Raw genomic sequence first — 1,397 nt, 5'->3', positions numbered from 1 at the left:
TAAATCCTATGTTCTTCTGTCTTACACAAAAGCCTCACCCCGTTAGCTTGGGGTGAGGCTGTACCACGGATGCGAGAGAACCAAATTAATACACTAGTTTTGAAAGACATTAATTTCACAATTAATATAATCGATTGTCTTATTACAGAACGATTGATACCCTGAATCAACCTAAAAATGCTCCCGTGGTATAGAAGCCGACACTAAAGAAAGCCTCCCCAAGCCCCTCCAAAGGAGGGGATGTCCTTATTGCATACAGTTTGAAATAACCAAATATATGTGAGCGGACTTAGGGACATCCCCTCCTTTGGAGGGGCTTGGGGAGGCTTCTTTGGGGGGCTTCCTACCCTGCCTGTGGTCCAGTGTGGTCTTCACTCCCCTCTCCATTCGGAGAGGGGGCGGGGGTGAGGCTTTTTTTCTCTTCCTTCCACTCCTCCCAGTGAATAGAGTCAGACACTAACGAGCGAGTGGCAACCTTATTGCTCTGTGTGCGCGAAGTCTCGGGAATGAAACGAACACGAACGTTCTTAATCTGCTTTGCCGTTACTTCTTCTGGCTTCGCTATTCCCTTATCGGCGTTGATGGTGTAGTAAAACGTACCGACGCCTTCCAACTTCACCGTGCGACCTTCTGCCATAAAGGACGCCATGACTTCGCCTAAATCCTTCAGCACAGCATACGTGTCACCACGACTCACCGTCGAAATCAATGCCAAGCGGTCAGCCACTTGGTCCGTTGTTACGGGCTTTCCTACAACTACTACCTGTGGATACCACAGACCTGTAATTTTCTTCTTCACTTTCTTGAAAAAAGCCATAGTCTTAAACTTTTAAAGATTAATAAATAGATTTATAGTAAATCGTATGTAAATTATTTTCAAGCAATAGTCTATCTCGGTCCGTTACAGAGGGTACCTCGGTCCTATACTGAGGTACCCTTAGTCCTATACCGAGGGGGTCTTAGTCCTATACCTAGACATCCTCTTCTATAATGCGTTGATTATCAATTAGTTCCAAGAGGCATGTTTGGCCCCTATTTTGTCCTATTTTTTCGTATTAATTCTTGCCTTTTAAAGGGCGACACTGGTAAAGGGGCAATCGCAAGGACTACTCAAACGTCCCAACCCTGCCCCCTCCGGAGCGGACGACGTTGCGCACGCCGGCGTGACCACTGCTGAAGCTCAGATCGTACGCTTCGGTATTGCCGGCAGCACTAGACGACCAATAGGAGCAGTAGACGCCAACGAGACTCAGCTGACCAGAGGTGTAGATACCCAAGGCGGGCAGGTAGAAATAATTGTTTGCATCGACTGCGGAAGGAAGAGTATGTGATACAGACCAGGCTTTAGCGTTTCCATTTGTTCGCCAATCAATGCCATCGTAGGCTGTGTTAGCATT

General features: G+C 47.2%; 1 protein-coding gene. It reads right to left on the bottom strand.

Annotated elements, in window-relative coordinates:
- Positions 1-343 precede the first annotated feature (343 nt).
- Positions 344-817, bottom strand: coding sequence for an HU family DNA-binding protein (locus O3603_RS12010; RefSeq protein ID WP_371523050.1), 474 nt, complete (start codon positions 815-817; stop codon positions 344-346).
- Positions 818-1,397 lie beyond the last annotated feature (580 nt).

The organism is Prevotella sp. 20925_1_30 (assembly GCF_041433025.1).
Classification (GTDB): domain Bacteria; phylum Bacteroidota; class Bacteroidia; order Bacteroidales; family Bacteroidaceae; genus Prevotella; species Prevotella vespertina.
The sequence above is the reverse complement of the archived record's forward strand: the minus strand, read 5'-3'. Positions and strand labels throughout refer to the sequence as shown.

Bases quoted from the DNA above. Each gene is read 5' to 3' on its own strand.
- O3603_RS12010 (WP_371523050.1), bottom strand. From the start codon at position 817: ATGGCTTTTTTCAAGAAAGTGAAGAAGAAAATTACAGGTCTGTGGTAT.